This window comes from Belnapia sp. F-4-1, assembly GCF_000802185.1.
Lineage (GTDB): Bacteria > Pseudomonadota > Alphaproteobacteria > Acetobacterales > Acetobacteraceae > Belnapia.
Genome location: NZ_KN676113.1, coordinates 2,608,958 through 2,623,761, shown reverse-complemented (window position 1 = coordinate 2,623,761; position 14,804 = coordinate 2,608,958). Strand labels below are relative to the sequence as shown.

Genomic DNA, 14,804 nt, shown 5'->3' with positions numbered 1-14,804 from the left:
TTCCGCAAGTCGTTCAGCTAAGGAAGACAGCCCCCAGCACCCCGCCGCCTGCCAGCACCCAGAGCGGGCTGTAATTGGTCCGCCAGACGAAGAGGGTGGAGATGGCGACGACGATGAGCGGCATCACCCCATGGCTGTGCGAGGCCTCCGCCATGGTGATGCCGGCGGCGAGGATCAGCCCGATCGCCACCGGCACCAGCCCGCCCTGGGCCGGCTTCAGCCAGGCGGCGCCGCGCAGCCGGTGCATCAGCCCGGCCACGTACCAGGCGAGGATGGCCGCCGGCACCAGCATGCCGAAGGTCGCCGCCGCCATGCCGCCGGCGCCGGCGATGCGCCAGCCCATCACGCTGGCGACGAGGATGTTCGGCCCCGGCGCGGCCTGGGCCAGGGCGTAGAGCTGGGAGAAGGTCGCGTCGTCCAGCCAGCCATGCAGCTCGACGAGTTGGCGATGCATCTCGGGCAGCACGGCATTGGCGCCGCCGATCGCCACCAGGGAGAGGATCGAGAAGGTGAGGAGGATCTGGAGGATCACCGCGCCGTCCCCCCGATCAGCCCCGCCCGCCAGAGCGAGAAGGCGATGGAGATGGGCCCGAGCACCAGCACGATCACCGGCAGCGGCAGGCCGAGCCAGGCGGCGCCGAGGGTCGCCAGCAGCAGGATGGCGACGGCCTCCGCCCGCAGCTTCAGCTTGCCGGCCATCTTGAAGGCGGTGCCGATCACCATCCCCGCCGCCCCGGCCGCGATGCCTGCCATCACCGGCGCGACCGCCGGCAGCTGGCCGTAGCGGTCGTAGAACAGGCAAAGCAGCACCAGGATGACGAAGGGCGCGCAATAAAGGCCCGCCGTCGCCAGCAGCGCGCCGGAAAGGCCATGGAAGCGCCGCCCGATCATCACCGCCGCATTGCCGACATTGGGGCCGGGCAGCACCTGGCCGAGGCCCAGCACCTCGGCGTACTCGCGCTCGGTGAGCCAGTGCCGCTCCTCGACGATGACGCGGCGCGCCCAGGCCGCCACCCCGCCGAAGCCGAACAGGCCGATCTTCAGATAGCCGGCGAAGAGCTCGGCGGGGCCGGGGATGACGGTGGCGGGCGGCGGGGCTTCGGGCAAGACGGCTCTCCGGGACGTCCTGCCATGCTCGCGCCGAAGCGCCCGGAGGTCCAGGCGGCGGCCTACCTCGCCTTCACCGGCCGCCGGCCATGGCTGTCCTGCGGCACGCCGCGCTGGAGCGACATGTGGCTGTGGACGCCGACCCAACGCCCATCCGGTTGCCGCGCCAGCACGATGGTCGCCCGGCCGGGCCGCGGGAAGGGCGTGCCGTCCGGGTGGAAGCCGGTGCTGTCCCAGGGGGTGACCGCGACCGCCATCGCCCCGTCCGGCGAGGCCAGCACCAGCGTACTGCCGAGGTCGAAGGCAAAGCCCTCGGTCCGCGGCCAGACATTGTCCCACTGGGTGTCGGTCCAGGCCTGGCGGCTGCGCACCAGCTCCTGATAGGTGCCGAAGATGACGATGTTGTCGTGCCAGAAGGGGTAGGCGGAGGCGTAGTCCACCTCCCGCACGCAGGCGGCGAAGCGCCCCAGCCAGTCCTTCACCGCCTCGGTGGTGGCGGCATCGGCTTCCGGCAGGGGCAGGGTGTCCATCAGATCTTCTCGCTCACCTTGATCGCCACCTTGCAGCCGGCCTTGATGGCGGCGCTCAGCAGCCGGTAGGCGGGAGCCTGCTCCGCCTCGTGCTCCAGGCCGATATCGCGGTGCTCCAGCTCCTCGGCCCGGAACTGCACGATATGGGCGCGGAGCGGCCCTTCGTCCTCGCCGAGCGCCGCCTCCTGCGCCTGGTAATGCTCGTCGATCGCCTCCTCCACCGCAACGGTGCAGGCCATGGCGGCGCGGTGGCCGAGCATGGCGGTCGCCGCGCCGAGGGCAAAGCCGGCGACGTGCCAGACCGGCAGCAACGCCGTCGGACGCACCCGGCGCTCGCCGATCAGGCGGGAGAAGGTGTCGAGATGCACCTGCTCCTGCTCCTGCATGTGGCGGATCAGCCCTTCCCATTTCGTGCCGCGCAGCACGGCGAGTTGGCCCTGGTAGATGCGCTTGGCGCCGTATTCCCCGGCATGGTCCACGCGGATGGTCTCCTCCACCATCCGCCGGTCGGTCTTCATCGTCATCGGCGTACTCCTCTCCGCATCCAGATGGCGGCCAGGGCCGAAAGGCCAAGCGCATAGAGCAGGTTCATCCCGGCCATGGAGATCGGCAGGCCAGGGATCAGGTAGGTCGGCGCGTCGCAGGGCTTGGACGGGGCCGCGGCCAGCGAGCGCATGAGGTCGTCGACGCTTGCCCCGCCGGCGGAGCGCGGCATCTGGCAGCCGGCCAGGGGCGAGGGCCACCAGCCCTGCTCCACCCCGACATGGAAGGCGGCGATGGCGCCCGAGGCGAGCACCGCCAGGATCGCCAGCAGGGCCAGCGGCCGCCGCGCCCGGGGCAGCAGTGCGGCGGCCAGGGCCAGCGCTGCCGCCACCCAGTAGGGCACGCGCTGCCAAGTGCAGAGCTCGCAGGGGGCGATGCCCCAGATATCCTCGCTGGCGCGGGCGAAGAGCGGCGCCGCGGCGGCTGCCAGGGCAAGGGCGAGCGTGGCGATCATGCCGCCTGTGTGGCGCCGCCTGGCCTCCGGCGCAACTGGACCGCGCGGCCAAGGGCGCATAGGGTCCGCGCCGGATCGGGGGAGGCAGGGCGATGCTGAGGCTCTGGGGCCGCACCAGCTCGAGCAACGTGATGAAGCTGCTCTGGCTCTGCGAGGAGCTTCGCCTTCCCTATGAGCGAATCGAGGCCGGCGGCGCCTTCGGCCGCACCGACGAGCCCGGCTACCTTGCCATGAACCCCAACGGCACGGTGCCCACCATCGAGGAGCCGGACGGCTTCTCCCTCTGGGAGAGCAATTCGATCCTCCGCTACCTGGTTGCCACCCATGCGCCGGGAAGCCCGCTCCACCCCGCCGAACCGCGCGCCCGTGCCGATGTCGAGCGCTGGATGGACTGGCAGCTCGCCAGCCTGAACCCGCCCATGGTGACGATCTTCTTCACCTATGTCCGCACGCCCGAGGCCGAGCGCAACCACGCCGCCACCGCCCGCGCGCGCGATGCGGCCGAGCGGCTCTGGGCGATGGTGGACCGGCAACTCGAGGGCCGGGACTACGTGGCCGGTGGCTTCTCCCTGGCCGACATCGCGCTCGGCCCCTATCTGCACCGCTGGTTCGCCCTGCCGGTCGCGCGGGCGCCGATGCCCCGCCTCGAAGCCTGGTACGCCCGCCTGCGCGAGCGCCACCCCGGTTTCGCCACCCATGTTGCCGTCGAGATGCGCTGAACCATGGATCATTCGCCGATCACCGTCTGGGGCCGGGCCACTTCGGTCAATGTGATGAAGGTGCTCTGGCTGCTCGACGAGCTGGCCATCCCCTTCCACCGCATCGATGCCGGAGGGGAGTTCGGCCGCACGCGGGATGCCGAGTATGCGGCGATGAACCCGAACGCCACGGTGCCGACCCTCGTCATGCCGCATGGCTACACGCTCTGGGAAAGCCACGCGATCCTCCGCTACCTCTGCCGCACCCAGCCGGGCGGCAATGCCTTCTATGCGGAGGCGCCCGAGGCGCGGGCCGATGCCGAGCGCTGGATGGACTGGACGCTCGCCTCGATGAACGAGCCGATGCGGGTGATCTTCTGGACCTGGGTGCGGACGCCGGCGGAACGGCGCGACCTCGCCGCGGCGGAGGCGGCGCAGGCGGCGGCGGCGCGGCTCTGGCGCATCGCCGACGCGGCGCTGGAGGGGCGGAACTACATCGCCGGCGGCTTTGGCCTGGGCGACATCGCCCTTGGCGGCTTCCTCCATCGCTGGTTCCAGCTGCCGATCGAGCGGCCCGACCTGCCGCGGCTGCGCGGCTGGTACGAGAGGCTGCGGGAGCGGACGCCCTACCGCACCCATGTCGCGGTGCCGCTGAGCTAGAGCAAACCCCGAACGGGTGAAAACACCCAAAGGGCAATCTGCTCGTTCGAGCAACAGGCTGGAGCGGTTTCCGCAAGCGCAGCCGAGCGGAAACCGCTCTAGCCCTCCAGCGCCGCCAGGAAGGACTGGCTCCAGGCCTTGGCGCTCGCCTCCCAGACGGCGGGGCGGTTGGCCTGCCAGCGCGCCACCCGTTCCTCCCGCGGCATGGCGAGCGCCGCGTCCAGGCTCTCGGCGATCTCGTCCGGGTCGAGCGGATTGACCAGCAGCGCGCCCGGCATGGAGGGCGAGGCGCCGGCAAAGCGGGACAGCACCAGCACGCCGGGATCGGCCGGATCCTGCGCCGCCACGTATTCCTTGGCGACGAGGTTCATCCCGTCGCGCAGCGGCGTCACGAGCCCGACCCGGGCAAGGCGCATGAAACCTGCCAGCACAGGCCGCTGCACCGGCCGCGTCATGTATCGCAACGGCACCCAGTCGGGCTCGGCATACTGCCCGTTGATGCGCCCGGCCCATTCGTCGAGCTCGCGCCGGAGGCTGCGGTATTGCGCCACGTCGCCGCGCGACACGGGCGTCACCTGGAGATAGGTCGCCCGGCCGCGATTGGCGGTGAAGCGGGCCAGCAGCTGGGCATAGCCGGCGAAGCGCTGCGGCAGGCCCTTGGTGTAGTCCAGCCGGTCCACGCCCATGACGAGGGCACGGCCGACGAGGCTCTGCTCGAAGCGGCGGGTCTCGGCACGGGACAGGGCCCGCTCGGCGAGGCGAAGGAAGGCCTCGGCGTCGATGCCGACGGGAAAGGCCGCGACCCGGCGGGCGGCCTCGCCCTGCCCCACTGCCTCCAGCGCGCCGCGCAGGTTGGCGGCGTCGTCCTCGGTCTGCACGCCGATCACGTCATAGGCGGCGAGGTCGGCCAGCAGCTCCTCCGCGCGCGGAAGGGCACAGAACAGGCCGAAGGGCGGAAACGGCACGTGCAGGAAGAAGCCCTGCCGCTGGGTGCAGCCGAGCCGCCGCAACTCCCGCCCGAAGGGGAAAAGGTGGAAGTCGTGCGTCCACACCAGGTCGTCCGGGCGCAGCAGCGGCGCGAGGGCGGCGGCGAAGGCGGCATTGACCGCGCGGTATCCGGCATAATCCTCCCGCAGGAAGCGAGCCAGGCCGAGCCGGTAGTGCAGCGTCGGCCAGAGCACGGCATTGGCGAAGCCGGTGTAGTAGCGGGAATAGTCCCCACGCCCGAGGTCGAGCGTCGCATAGGTGAGCTTGCCCTGCACCAGCTCGTTCGGCCGTGCCGCCGTGGCTTCGGCGGTCTGGCCGGACCAGCCGAACCACATTGCCTCGCGCTGGGCAACGGCGTCCTGCAAGGCCACCGCGAGGCCGCCGGCCGTGGCGCCGCGGTCCTTGGGATTGGGCACGCGGTTGGCGACGATGACGAGGCGTTGTCTCATCGTCCGGACGCGGCCTCGGCGAGCCATTCGCGCAGCACCTGCGGGGTGCCGAACATGTCATCGAGCCGCCAGCCCTGGCCGCCATAGCTGCGGGCGGCCTCCATCCCTTCCTCGTCGGTCACGTCATCGCCGATGAAGACGGGGGTGCGGCCGGTGAAGGGCGCGCGGGTCATCAGCGCATGCACCGCCGTTGCCTTGGAAGCGCCGTGCGGCCGGAGTTCCCAGGCCATGCGGGCCTCGAGCAGGTCGAAGGCCTGGGGGTTCTGCGCAACGAAGCCGGCAAGCAGCTCGCGCGCCGCCTCCCCCATGCCCGGCGCCAAGCGGTAATGGATGACGAAGCCATGCGCCTTGTCTTCCACCAGCGCGCCAGGGTGCTGGGCGACCAGCGTACCGGCCGCGGCCCGCCACTCCGGCGGAACATCAGCGAAATCCGGCAGGAGGGGCGGGGCGAAGGGATCCGGGCGAAGCGAGGCGCCATGGTCCCCCGCCTTGGGTATCGGCACCGGCAGGAAATGGTCGAGCGCGGCGAGCGCCCGGCCGCTGACCACGGCCAGGGCGCCGCCCAGCCTCTCGGTCAGCCGGTGCAGCAGGGGCGGCAGTTGCTCCGGCACGACCACCGCGTCGGGACGCGGGGCGATCTCCACCAGCGTTCCGTCGAAATCGAGGAAAAGCGCCGCATCCGCGATCGGCCCCAGGCCTGGAACCCGGGGCGGCGGCGGCAGGGTGATGAGATCAGGCATGCGGCCGGAACAAGCAGAGATCGCCGCCGCGGTTGCGTCACGGCTGCGTGAGACCGGCCTGTCAAGCCACGGGCCGGTGGCCTTCCAGCTGCCAGAGGGCAAGCGCCGGCGGAAGCACGCCGACGAGCAACCAGTGGACCAGCGCGCCCTGACGGGTCAGCCAGCCGCCATCCCAGAGGACGACGCAGATGAGTTGCAGCGCCAGCATCCACAGGACGGCGATGGCGAGCGCGAAGGTTTCGATGCGCCATTCGCCACGGGATTTGTCGCGCATGCAATGCCGCCCTTCCGCAAGGAACGGCCCCTTGGAGGCCGATACACACGGCATACACGATATCGCGATATGAATCTCCCGAAAAAGTGATCTTCTCCCTTGGCTGCCTGTCGGCTCGGAGCACGGACGGCGCATCGAGCCAATTAACCCTCGACGCGCTGATCGTTGCGCCAAGCAAGCACCCAAGAAGTGGGCGGCCTGGAGTCGGCTCAAAAACCTCCGGATCGGCTCATCAGCGGCAGCACCAAGCAGACTTCTTGCGGTCTTGCTGCGTCGCGGAACCCCTCAGGCTGAGGACGGCAAAATACCATGACCCGCGACCATCTCGTCGCGGGTCATGCTTCAAGCCATTGGTATGGCTCAAGGCCCTTTGCCATCCAGGACTCCGGCGACTGCGCCCGGGCCGCCAAGCCCGAATGATTTCCAGAGCAGTTAGCCGGCCCAGCGCGGCTTCCGCTTCGCCTTGAAAGCGGCGATGCCTTCCTGCGCCTCCTCGCTGGACGCGGTCCGGGCGAAGGCGGCCGCCCCCGCCTCGGCATAGGCCTCCGGCGCGATGGGCCCGAGGGCGGCCAGCAGCCCCTTGGTCTCGGCCAGCGCCCCCGGCGCACCCTCGAGCACCGCGGCGATGGTCGCCTCCAGCTGCGCCGCGAGCCCCGCCGCATCGGGCAGCACCTGGTGCACCACGCCGATCCGCCCGGCCTCCGCCGCGTCGATCACCGTCGCTTCCAGCACCAGGCGCGTCGCCGCCGGCCGCCCCATGCGCCGCACCAGCCAGGGCAGGATCTGCGCCGGCACCAGGCCACGCCGTACCTCGGGCGCGGCGAAGCGGGCATTGCCGGCGGCCAGGGCGATATCCGCCGCGCAGGCGAAGCCGAGCCCGCCGGCATGGCAGGAACCCTCGATCGCCGCGATCACCACCTGGGGCAGCGCCGCGATATCGGCAAAGCGGGCGCCGGTGCGGCGGTTGCGGGCCTGCTGCCGGGCCAGCTTCTGCTCCGGCGCCTCGTCGGAGGCCACCTCGGTCAGGTCGAGGCCGGCGCAGAAATGCCCGCCGGCGCCGGCGATCACCAGCACCCGCGCGCTGCGGTCGGTGGCGAGTTCGGCCAGCAGCCGGTCCCAGGCCTCGCCCATGGCCATGCTGAGGGCGTTGCGGCGTTCCGGCCGGTTCATGGTGGCACGGACCACCGGGCCCTCGCGGGTCACCAGCAGCGGGGTTTCCTCGGCCATTCCGTTCACTCCGGCAGGAAATCAGCGACCGAGAAGTAACGCTCGCCGGTGTCGTAGTTGAAGCCGAGCACCCGCGCCCCGGAGGGCAGTTCCGGCAGCTTCTGCGCGATGGCGGCGAGCGTCGCGCCGGAGGAGATGCCGACCAGCAGCCCCTCCTCGCGCGCCGAGCGCCGGGCATACTCCTTGGCGTCGTCGGCCTGGACCTTGACGACGCCGTCGAGCAGCCCGGTTTCCAGATTCGCCGGGATGAAGCCGGCGCCGATGCCCTGGATCGGGTGCGGCGAGGGCTCGCCGCCCGAGATCACCGGCGAGGCCGCGGGCTCCACCGCGAAGACCTTCAGGCCCGGCCACTGCGCCTTCAGCACCCGCGCGCAGCCGGTGATGTGCCCGCCAGTGCCGACGCCGGTGATGAGCGCATCGATTCCCTCCGGGAAGTCCTGCAGGATTTCCTGCGCGGTGGTGCGGGCATGGACCTCCGGGTTGGCCGGATTCTCGAATTGCTGCGCCAGCCAGGCGCCGGGCGTCGCGGCGACGATCTCCTGCGCCCGGGCGATGGCGGCCTTCATCCCGCCCGCCCGCGGCGTCAGGTCGAAGCTCGCGCCATAGGCCAGCATCAGCCGCCGCCGCTCGACCGACATGCTTTCCGGCATGACGAGGATCAGCCGGTAGCCCTTCACCGCCGCCACCATGGCGAGGCCGATGCCGGTATTGCCCGAGGTCGGCTCGACGATCGTGCCGCCCGGCTTCAGCACGCCGGACGCCTCGGCCGCTTCCACCATGGACAGCGCGATGCGGTCCTTGATCGAGCCGCCCGGATTCGACCGCTCCGACTTGATCCAGACCTCCGCTCCGGCGAAGAGCCGGTTGAGGCGGATATGCGGCGTGCCGCCGATGGTGGCGAGGACGTTCTGGACCTTCATCGGGGCTCCTCCCGGTTGCGCCGGGGAAGATGGTGGCACGCCGGGCGCTAGTCCAGCGGGACGCATCTTGCACCGGCAAGGCCGAGGGCCGACCTTGCCGGGACCAGCAGGAGAATACCCATGGACCAGCCCCGCCCCTCGCGGATCGACGTGGTCTCCGACGCCATCTGCCCCTGGTGCTGGATCGGCAAGCGCAACCTCGAAGGCGCGCTGGCCCTCCTGGCAGACGAGGGCGAGCGGTTCGAGGTGCATTGGCGCGCCTTCCAGCTCAACCCGGACATGCCAGCGGAGGGTGTCGACCGCGCCAGCTACCGCGCCGCCAAATTCGGCAGCGAGGCGCGTGGGCGGGAGCTGGATGCGCAGGTCGCCACGGCCGGTCGTGCCGCCGGACTCGAATTCCGCCACGACCTGATGCAGCGGACGCCGAACACCATCGCCGCGCACCGCCTGATCCATTGGGCCGGGGAGCGCAGCCTCGCCCTGCAATCGGCCGTGAAGGAGGCGATCTTCCGCGCCTATTTCCAGGAAGGCCGGGATATCGGCCAGCCCGAGGTGCTCGCCGCGCTGGCCGGCGAGGCGGGGCTCGATGCCGAAGCGGCCGCGGCCTTCCTCGCCAGCAGCGAAGGGGCCGAGGAAATCCGCGCCGAGGATGCCGGCTTTCGCCAGATGGGCCTCTCCGGCGTGCCGACCTTCGCGCTCGACGGGCATGTGCTGTTCAGCGGGGCGATGCCGGCCGAGCGGATCGCGGAGGCGATCCGACGGGGCCTTGCCATCCTTCGCCAGCAGGCGGCCTAGCTCAGTAGGTCGCCCGGCCACCCGACACGTCGAACACCGCCCCGGTCGAGAAGCTGCAATCCTCGGTCGCCAGCCAGCAGGCAAGCGCCGCGATCTCCTCGACATCGACGAAGCGGTTCGCCGGGATCTTGCTGAGCATGTAGCCGATCTGCGCCTCGGTCATCTGCTTGAAGATGTCGGTCTTCGCCGCCGCCGGCGTCACGCAATTCACCCGGATGCCGGTGGTCGCCAGCTCCTTGCCGAGCGACTTGGTCAGGCCGATCACCCCCGCCTTCGCCGCCGAGTAGGCCGCGGCATTCGGGTTGCCCTCCTTGCCGGCGACCGAGGCGATGTTGACGATGCGGCCGTAGTTGCGCGCCCGCATCCCCGGCACCACCGCCCGGCAGCAGAGGAAGACGCCCGTCAGGTCGATCTCGATCACCTGCCGCCAGGCATCGACCGGATAGCTCTCGACCGGCGCATTCGGCCCGGTGATCCCGGCATTGGCGACGAGGATGTCGAGCGGCCCGAGCGCCGCCTCGGTCGCCTGGAGCGCGGCCTCGATCGTCGCGAGGTCGGTCACGTCCACCCGCGCCGCGACGCCGCCGAGGCGTGCCGCCTGCCGTTCCGCCTCGGCCAGGTCGACATCCCAGAGCGCGACGCGGCCACCGCTTGCCGCCATGCGCTCGGCGATGGCGAGCCCGATGCCGCGCGCCCCGCCGGTGATGGCGGCGACACGCCCCTGAAGATCAAGCTGGTTCATGCAACCCTCCCTCAAGATGCCCAGGCTAAACCGGGGCTCCCGGCATGGCGATGCTGGCCTCCGCGCCGATCCGGGCTAGGTTGCCCGCTTTCGCGCAGGGAGCAGCAGGCATGGCCTTCGTCGTGGCAGTGGCGCAGCAGAAGGGGGGCGCCGGGAAGTCGACCGTCGCGGCCAACCTGGCGGCGGCGCTGGCGGGCGAGGGCCACCGCGTCACCCTGCTGGATACGGACCCGCAGCAATCCCTCGCCCGCTGGCACCAGGAGCGGCAGAAGCAGGGCGCCCGCGCCCGGTCGCTGAGCTTCGACAGCCCCTCCGGCTGGCGCGTCCCGGGTGCGCTGGACCGGCTGCGGCGCGACCAGGACTTCGTCATCGTCGACACCCCGCCCCATGCCGAGACCGAGACGAAGCAGGTGATCCGCGCCGCCGACCTCATCCTGATGCCGATGCAACCCTCGCCCGCCGATTTCTGGGCCAGCGAGGCGACGGTGAAGCTGGCGGTCGAGGCGCATCGCCGTGTCACCGCCGTGCTCAACCGCGTGCCCGCGCAGGGCCGGCTGCGGGAGAGCATCCGGGCGGCGCTCGCCGAGCGCGGCGTGCCGGTACTGGGGAGCAGCCTCGGCAACAGGGTTGAATTCGTCACCGCCTTCCTCGATGGGCTCGCGGTGACCGAGTCCGCGCCGAAGAGCCCCGCCGCAGCCGAACTGCGGGCGCTCGCGGCTGCCATCGCCGCCATGTCCAAGGAATGATCGATGCTGGGTAGCCTGTTCTACGCCCTCCACGTGCTCGGGGCGGTGCTCTGGGTCGGGGGGATGGTCTTCGCCATCCTCGTCCTCCGCCCGGCGCTCGCGGTGCTGGAGCCGCCGCAGCGCCTCGCCCTGCACGAGGCGGTGCTGAAGCGATTCTTCCTCATCGTCTGGCATGCCATGCCGATCCTGCTGCTGACCGGCTACCTGCTGCTCTTCGGCTGGTATGGCGGCTTCCGCGGCGCGGGGTGGCACATCCATGTCATGCATCTCACCGCGCTGCTGATGGTCGGGGTCTTCCTCACCATCGTCACCGGGCCCTGGCGGGAATTCCGCACGGCCCGCGCCCGGGGCGATGCGGCCGGCGCCGCCGTGCAGGCCGACCGCATCCGCCAGCTCATCGTCATGAATCTCGTCCTCGGCCTGCTGACCACGGGCGTCGCCGCCTGGGGGCGGTTCGGCGGATGAGCGACCCGCAGCGAGACAGCCGGCCCGCCATCGAGATCAGCGAGGACGACTATCCGGAGATGGAGGCCGTCGCCGCCATCCAGCGCGGCCTCCATGCCTACAACCAGGAGATGGGCGGCCCCTATGACCGGGAGCCGGTGACCGTCCTCGCCCGCGACCCGGCCGGCGAGGTCCGCGGCGGGCTGCTCGGCCTCACCTACTGGAACTGGCTCTTCATCGATTGGCTGTGGATGGCACCGGAGCAGCGCGGCCAAGGGCTCGGCGGGCAGTTGCTGGAGCGGGCGGAGGCCATCGCCCGCGCCCGCGGCTGTACCCATGCCTATACGGATACCTTCAGCTTCCAGGCCCCGGCCTTCTGGACCCGGCACGGCTATGCCGAATTCGGCCGGCTCGAAGGCATGCCGCCCGGCCATGCCCGCATCTGGTTCCAGAAGACGCTGTGACCCTCGCCCTGGAAACCGCGGCGCGGCCCGCCCTCGCCGACCGGAAGGCGGTCGGCCGTGGCCTCGCCGCGCATAACCGCGCGGCCTATGGCCGGCTGCGCGGGGTGGAGCACTGGGTCCTGGCGCGCGATGCGGCCGGCGCGGTTCAGGGCGGAGCCCGATGCGACATCGCCTGGGGCTGGCTTTATGTCGACTGGCTCTGGGTTGCCGAGGCCCTCCGCGGCCAGGGCTGGGGCAGCCGCCTGCTCGCCGCGGCCGAGGTGCTGGCGCAGGAGAACGGCTGCATCGGCACCCATCTCAACACCTGGTCCTTCCAGGCGCCGGACTTCTACCGCAAGCAGGGCTATGTCGAGGTCGGGCAGGTGATCGACATGCCGCCAGGCGCCATCCGCTACTGGTTCGCCAAGCGTCTCGAACCCGTCTGAGGCGGCGTTTTCCCGCTGACAGACGCAACCGCGGCGTTAGAAGAAGGGGCTTGGCGGTCAGCATTCCGGCAAGCTTGCTCCGGTATGGTGGCGCGCTTCGCGGTTGATAGGGGGTCCCGGTGTTGGGCGAGCAGCAAGACCTGGCCGGGGCGCCGCCCACGGCGGAGATGGCGTTGCTGCGGTCCATCGCCCTGGGGCTGGCCGAGGCAGGGACACCTCTTCCCGCTCCGCTCGCCGGCAGCCTCGGGACCTGGTTGCAGGGTGGCTGGCTGGCCGATGAGGAGCAGGACCGCGATTTCACCCAGGGTTATCTCGCCGGGCTGGAAGCCGCTGCGCGGCAATGCGAGGCCGCGGCGGAACGCTGCCTGGCCGAACGCCGCGGGCGCTGGAACCCGCTGCGCCGGCGCGGCCTCCGCCAGCTGGCGACGCGGCTGCGGGTCATGGCCGGGAGCCTCCGCCTGATGGCGCGCGGCATCCGGCCCCAGGGCGGCTGAACAGGACGGATACGATGCTCGAACGGGTCCTGAGGCCGGCCAAGCGGCAGATCGAGGCGGAGCGCGACGACTACCGCGCCGAATACGAACGGCTTTCGGCCCTGATCGGCCGGGCTGAATACGAGCGCGTGCTGCTCCAGCGCCATGCCGATGCGGCGATCGCCGAGGCAGCCGAGCTCCGCGCCGAATGGGACGCCCATGCCGCCGCCCGCAGCGCCGCCGAAGCCAAGGCCGTGCAGGCGCTGGCCGATGCCACGGCGATGCGTGCGGGATGGGACGAACATCTCGCCGCCCGCCAGGCGGCGGAGGCTCGCATCGCGGCCGCCGAGGCCCGGGCGCAGGCGGCGGAGGCCGAGGCGGCAGGGCTGCGCGCCGCCTGGAACGAGCACCTCGCCGCCCGCCAGGCCGCCGAGGCGGACATCGCCGGCCTCCGCGCCGGATGGGCCGCGCATCTCGCTGCCCGCCAGGCGGCCGAGGAGGCACGCAAGACCGCCGAGTCCCGCTTCAACGAATTGCGCGCCGCCGCCCTCCGCGTCCGCGACGAACGCGATGCGCTGCTGAAGGCCCGGCAGGCGACCGAGGCGGAGGCCGCCAGCCTCCGCACCGAGCGCGACGCCGCCTGTCAGGCGGAAGCCGCCGCCGCGGCCCGCGCCGCCGAGGCGACGAGCCTTGCCGAGCAGAACCGCACCGCCCGCGAGTCGGCCGAGGCGGAGGCCATCAGCCTCCGCTCCGAGCGCGACGCCGCCCGCCGGGCGGAAGCTGCTGCCGAAGCAAGGGCCGGCAAGGCCGTGGCCGAAGCCAGCACCGCCGCCGAGACCCTCGCCCGGCTCGAGGCCGAGCAGGCCAGCCTCACCATCGCCCGCAACGAAGCCGAGAACGCCCGCAACCACGCGCAGGAGGCGGTGATGCTGCTGCAGATCCAGCTTCTGCGCCTGCGCGCCGAAACCGGCCGCCTCGCCCCGCCCGAGCCGGATGCGGAGGAGCAGGAGGAATTCGAGTTCGACGAGTCCTGGTACCTGCAGCGGTATCCGGATGTGCAGGCTGCGGTGAAGGCGGAGCAGTTGTCCTCGGGCCGCGAGCACTACCGCCGCCATGGCCGCGCCGAGGGCCGCCAGCCGGTGCCGGTGCCGGCGCTCACCGCCTGAGGCCGAGGGCCACCTCTCGCCGCCAGATATAGAGGCCGCTGCCGACCAGCACGGCGATGCCGGCGACGTCCCAGCCATCCGGCAGCTCGCCCCAGAGCAGCACGCCCATCAGCGTCGTCCAGAGGATGGCGGAGTATTCGAAGGGGGCGAGCAGCGTCGCCTCGCCCCGCCTGTAGGCCTCCGTCATCATCACCTGGGCGATGGCGGAGAGCAGGCCGGTGCCGGCCAGCATCGCCCATTGCAGCGGGGTGGGCGGCACCCAGACGGGCAGCGCGAGGGCGCCCGAGACCAGCGTTGCGCCGAGGGCGAACCAGAGCACGATCGTCGCATTGCTTTCGCCGGCATGGCCCATGCGGCGGATGGTGATCATCGAGAGCGCCCAGCAGACCGCGCCCGCCAGCACGGCGAGCGTCCCCGGCAGGTGCCCCTGCCCCGCCCCACCGCCCGTTCCGCCCATGGGCAGCGCCATCAGCAGCACGCCGCCGAAGCCGACCAGCACCGCCAGCCCCCGCCGCGGCCCCACCCGCTCACCGAGCAGGGGGATGGAGAGCAACGTCAGGAAGAGCGGCATGGTGAAGCCGAGCGCGGTGACGGTCGCCAGCGGCAGCACCGTGTAGCCGTAGAAGGCGCCCGCCATGCCGACCAGGCCGGTCAGCATCCGCACCCCGTGCAGCACCGGGTTCCGGGTGCGGAGCGCGGCGATGCCGCCCGCCTGCCAGAGCAGCGGCAGCAGGGCCGGGATGGCGAAGAGGTTGCGGCAGAGCACCACCTGCGCCAGCGGCAGTTCGCCGCGCAGCCCCTTCACCAGCGCGGCGGCCAACGAGAAGACGGCGGCCGCGCCCAGCACGCCGAGCACGGCACGCCGGCGTCGCGCGGCGAGGTCCGAGGCGGGCTCGGCAGGGAGGGTTTCGGTCTGGGTGTCCATGGACGGCGTTTCCCGCCAAGGCTAGGGTCGCCGGC

21 protein-coding genes are annotated in these 14,804 nt (G+C 71.6%); 9 read left to right on the top strand and 12 right to left on the bottom strand.

Features of this window, described 5'->3' with window-relative positions:
• Positions 1-13: 13 nt before the first annotated feature.
• The 5 genes from LH62_RS12415 to LH62_RS12395 all read right to left on the bottom strand — a co-directional run bounded on the left by LH62_RS12415 (position 14) and on the right by LH62_RS12395 (position 2,634).
• Positions 14-532 carry a chromate transporter gene (locus LH62_RS12415; protein ID WP_043361656.1) on the bottom strand — a complete coding sequence of 173 codons (519 nt, stop codon included), beginning with the start codon at positions 530-532 and terminating at the stop codon, positions 14-16.
• Positions 529-1,107 carry a chromate transporter gene (locus LH62_RS12410; protein ID WP_052214335.1) on the bottom strand — a complete coding sequence of 193 codons (579 nt, stop codon included), beginning with the start codon at positions 1,105-1,107 and terminating at the stop codon, positions 529-531. The genes LH62_RS12415 and LH62_RS12410 overlap by 4 nt, the downstream gene beginning before the upstream one ends.
• 62 nt (positions 1,108-1,169) lie before the next feature.
• Positions 1,170-1,637, bottom strand: coding sequence for a nuclear transport factor 2 family protein (locus LH62_RS12405; protein WP_043361654.1), 468 nt, complete (start codon positions 1,635-1,637; stop codon positions 1,170-1,172).
• Entirely contained in the window at positions 1,637-2,161 is a 525-nt protein-coding gene (locus tag LH62_RS12400) for a demethoxyubiquinone hydroxylase family protein (protein WP_052214334.1), read from the bottom strand. The genes LH62_RS12405 and LH62_RS12400 overlap by 1 nt, the downstream gene beginning before the upstream one ends.
• Positions 2,158-2,634 (bottom strand): disulfide bond formation protein B, encoded by a 477-nt coding sequence (locus LH62_RS12395; RefSeq protein WP_043361651.1) that lies wholly within the window; start codon positions 2,632-2,634, stop codon positions 2,158-2,160. The genes LH62_RS12400 and LH62_RS12395 overlap by 4 nt, the downstream gene beginning before the upstream one ends.
• Before the next feature lie 92 nt (positions 2,635-2,726).
• Here LH62_RS12395 and LH62_RS12390 point away from each other — a divergent pair, with 92 nt between their 5' ends.
• On the top strand, positions 2,727-3,353 hold the full coding sequence (locus LH62_RS12390; RefSeq protein ID WP_043361648.1) for a glutathione S-transferase family protein: 627 nt from the start codon (positions 2,727-2,729) through the stop codon (positions 3,351-3,353).
• Between the two features lie 3 nt (positions 3,354-3,356).
• Positions 3,357-3,992, top strand: a complete 636-nt coding sequence (locus tag LH62_RS12385) for a glutathione S-transferase family protein (protein WP_043361646.1) — start codon at positions 3,357-3,359, stop codon at positions 3,990-3,992.
• 98 nt (positions 3,993-4,090) lie between these two features.
• Here the strand turns inward: LH62_RS12385 and LH62_RS12380 are convergent, their stop codons facing one another.
• The 5 genes from LH62_RS12380 to cysK form a co-directional block, all read right to left on the bottom strand.
• Complete coding sequence (locus LH62_RS12380; protein WP_043365699.1) at positions 4,091-5,428, bottom strand: trehalose-6-phosphate synthase; 1,338 nt, start codon at positions 5,426-5,428, stop codon at positions 4,091-4,093.
• On the bottom strand, positions 5,425-6,168 hold the full coding sequence (gene otsB, locus LH62_RS12375; RefSeq protein ID WP_043361643.1) for a trehalose-phosphatase: 744 nt from the start codon (positions 6,166-6,168) through the stop codon (positions 5,425-5,427). Before otsB ends, LH62_RS12380 begins: the two co-directional genes overlap by 4 nt.
• 61 nt (positions 6,169-6,229) lie before the next feature.
• The gene (locus LH62_RS12370; RefSeq protein ID WP_043361641.1) at positions 6,230-6,442 is read right to left on the bottom strand and encodes a hypothetical protein; all 213 of its coding nucleotides are present in this window, start codon (positions 6,440-6,442) and stop codon (positions 6,230-6,232) included.
• Positions 6,443-6,874: 432 nt separating this feature from the next.
• Positions 6,875-7,669 carry an enoyl-CoA hydratase/isomerase family protein gene (locus LH62_RS12365; protein ID WP_052214332.1) on the bottom strand — a complete coding sequence of 265 codons (795 nt, stop codon included), beginning with the start codon at positions 7,667-7,669 and terminating at the stop codon, positions 6,875-6,877.
• 5 nt (positions 7,670-7,674) lie between these two features.
• Complete coding sequence (gene cysK / locus LH62_RS12360; RefSeq protein WP_043361637.1) at positions 7,675-8,589, bottom strand: cysteine synthase A; 915 nt, start codon at positions 8,587-8,589, stop codon at positions 7,675-7,677.
• A 120-nt stretch (positions 8,590-8,709) separates the two neighbouring features.
• Here cysK and LH62_RS12355 point away from each other — a divergent pair, with 120 nt between their 5' ends.
• Positions 8,710-9,384: a DsbA family oxidoreductase gene (locus LH62_RS12355; RefSeq protein WP_043361636.1), complete on the top strand. Its 675-nt coding sequence runs from the start codon at positions 8,710-8,712 to the stop codon at positions 9,382-9,384.
• A gap of 1 nt (position 9,385) precedes the next feature.
• Here LH62_RS12355 and LH62_RS12350 read toward each other — a convergent pair whose 3' ends face one another.
• Positions 9,386-10,126 (bottom strand): SDR family NAD(P)-dependent oxidoreductase, encoded by a 741-nt coding sequence (locus tag LH62_RS12350; protein WP_043361634.1) that lies wholly within the window; start codon positions 10,124-10,126, stop codon positions 9,386-9,388.
• 110 nt (positions 10,127-10,236) lie between these two features.
• Here LH62_RS12350 and parA point away from each other — a divergent pair, with 110 nt between their 5' ends.
• From parA to LH62_RS28335, 6 genes are all read left to right on the top strand, one after another.
• Positions 10,237-10,872, top strand: coding sequence for a ParA family partition ATPase (gene parA / locus LH62_RS12345; RefSeq protein WP_043361632.1), 636 nt, complete (start codon positions 10,237-10,239; stop codon positions 10,870-10,872).
• Between the two features lie 3 nt (positions 10,873-10,875).
• On the top strand, positions 10,876-11,337 hold the full coding sequence (locus LH62_RS12340; RefSeq protein WP_043361629.1) for a CopD family protein: 462 nt from the start codon (positions 10,876-10,878) through the stop codon (positions 11,335-11,337).
• Entirely contained in the window at positions 11,334-11,780 is a 447-nt protein-coding gene (locus LH62_RS12335) for a GNAT family N-acetyltransferase (protein ID WP_052214329.1), read from the top strand. Before LH62_RS12340 ends, LH62_RS12335 begins: the two co-directional genes overlap by 4 nt.
• Positions 11,777-12,205: an N-acetyltransferase gene (locus tag LH62_RS12330; protein WP_043361627.1), complete on the top strand. Its 429-nt coding sequence runs from the start codon at positions 11,777-11,779 to the stop codon at positions 12,203-12,205. Before LH62_RS12335 ends, LH62_RS12330 begins: the two co-directional genes overlap by 4 nt.
• 122 nt (positions 12,206-12,327) lie before the next feature.
• On the top strand, positions 12,328-12,699 hold the full coding sequence (locus LH62_RS12325) for a hypothetical protein (RefSeq protein WP_043361624.1): 372 nt from the start codon (positions 12,328-12,330) through the stop codon (positions 12,697-12,699).
• A gap of 14 nt (positions 12,700-12,713) precedes the next feature.
• On the top strand, positions 12,714-13,844 hold the full coding sequence (locus LH62_RS28335) for a hypothetical protein (RefSeq protein ID WP_052214326.1): 1,131 nt from the start codon (positions 12,714-12,716) through the stop codon (positions 13,842-13,844).
• On the opposite strand, the gene LH62_RS12315 is transcribed toward LH62_RS28335, so the two are convergent.
• Positions 13,834-14,769: a DMT family transporter gene (locus LH62_RS12315; protein ID WP_043361619.1), complete on the bottom strand. Its 936-nt coding sequence runs from the start codon at positions 14,767-14,769 to the stop codon at positions 13,834-13,836. The genes LH62_RS28335 and LH62_RS12315 overlap by 11 nt on opposite strands.
• Between the last annotated feature and the right edge of the window lie 35 nt (positions 14,770-14,804).

Excerpts from the sequence above, each read along its gene's own strand:
- LH62_RS12400 (WP_052214334.1), bottom strand. The coding sequence starts at position 2,161 with ATGACGATGAAGACCGACCGGCGGATGGTGGAGGAGACCATCCGCGTG.
- LH62_RS12340 (WP_043361629.1), top strand. The coding sequence starts at position 10,876 with ATGCTGGGTAGCCTGTTCTACGCCCTCCACGTGCTCGGGGCGGTGCTC.
- cysK (WP_043361637.1), bottom strand. The coding sequence starts at position 8,589 with ATGAAGGTCCAGAACGTCCTCGCCACCATCGGCGGCACGCCGCATATC.
- LH62_RS12380 (WP_043365699.1), bottom strand. The coding sequence starts at position 5,428 with ATGAGACAACGCCTCGTCATCGTCGCCAACCGCGTGCCCAATCCCAAG.
- LH62_RS12390 (WP_043361648.1), top strand. The coding sequence starts at position 2,727 with ATGCTGAGGCTCTGGGGCCGCACCAGCTCGAGCAACGTGATGAAGCTG.
- parA (WP_043361632.1), top strand. The coding sequence starts at position 10,237 with ATGGCCTTCGTCGTGGCAGTGGCGCAGCAGAAGGGGGGCGCCGGGAAG.
- otsB (WP_043361643.1), bottom strand. The coding sequence starts at position 6,168 with ATGCCTGATCTCATCACCCTGCCGCCGCCGCCCCGGGTTCCAGGCCTG.
- LH62_RS12335 (WP_052214329.1), top strand. The coding sequence starts at position 11,334 with ATGAGCGACCCGCAGCGAGACAGCCGGCCCGCCATCGAGATCAGCGAG.
- LH62_RS12350 (WP_043361634.1), bottom strand. The coding sequence starts at position 10,126 with ATGAACCAGCTTGATCTTCAGGGGCGTGTCGCCGCCATCACCGGCGGG.
- LH62_RS12355 (WP_043361636.1), top strand. The coding sequence starts at position 8,710 with ATGGACCAGCCCCGCCCCTCGCGGATCGACGTGGTCTCCGACGCCATC.
- LH62_RS12385 (WP_043361646.1), top strand. The coding sequence starts at position 3,357 with ATGGATCATTCGCCGATCACCGTCTGGGGCCGGGCCACTTCGGTCAAT.
- LH62_RS12315 (WP_043361619.1), bottom strand. The coding sequence starts at position 14,769 with ATGGACACCCAGACCGAAACCCTCCCTGCCGAGCCCGCCTCGGACCTC.
- LH62_RS28335 (WP_052214326.1), top strand. The coding sequence starts at position 12,714 with ATGCTCGAACGGGTCCTGAGGCCGGCCAAGCGGCAGATCGAGGCGGAG.
- LH62_RS12365 (WP_052214332.1), bottom strand. The coding sequence starts at position 7,669 with ATGGCCGAGGAAACCCCGCTGCTGGTGACCCGCGAGGGCCCGGTGGTC.
- LH62_RS12395 (WP_043361651.1), bottom strand. The coding sequence starts at position 2,634 with ATGATCGCCACGCTCGCCCTTGCCCTGGCAGCCGCCGCGGCGCCGCTC.
- LH62_RS12370 (WP_043361641.1), bottom strand. The coding sequence starts at position 6,442 with ATGCGCGACAAATCCCGTGGCGAATGGCGCATCGAAACCTTCGCGCTC.
- LH62_RS12405 (WP_043361654.1), bottom strand. The coding sequence starts at position 1,637 with ATGGACACCCTGCCCCTGCCGGAAGCCGATGCCGCCACCACCGAGGCG.